Below are 563 nucleotides of genomic sequence, written 5' to 3' on the forward strand. Positions count from 1 at the left end.
CTTGTCTTTTCTCAGACATATAGGCGAACATCGTAAGCGTCAGCCCGCACATGGTCATAAGCGCACCGCCTGTGGCAAGGTATGTGTAGGACTCTGATGCATTAAGAATGAGTCCGCCGATCCAAGCCCCGAGCGCGTTGGCCAAGTTAAATGCAGCGATGCTGACGGAGGTGGCGATCGTTGTTCCGTGTTCAGACGCAGCCACGACCTTTGTTTGCAAAAGGGGCACCGTTCCGAACGCGCCGGCTCCGAATAAAAACGTCACGATGATGGCGCCGGCAGGATGTCCGCTGACAAAAGGAAAGGCCGCAAGGATCGCCATGAGCGCGATCATCACCCCGATCATGGAGCGGGTTAACAGGTGAAACGGCACCTTTCCGGCGTAGAAATTGCCGACGACCCCGCCAAACCCGTAGGCGAAAAGGGCGGCTGTAATGCCGAGACTGCCCAAACCGGCAGAATGCCGCAGCATCGGTTCAATAAACGTGTAGGCGATGAATACGCCCGAATAGCCAAAGATCGTGATAGCAAAAGAAAAAAGGACTTGTTTATTTTTAAACACA

1 pseudogene is annotated in these 563 nt (G+C 53.8%); it reads right to left on the reverse strand.

The window, feature by feature from the left end:
* A pseudogene (locus ACWHAR_RS30485) lies at positions 1-563 on the reverse strand (MFS transporter); the annotation flags it as partial.

This window comes from Bacillus sp. LR--39, assembly GCF_053613335.1.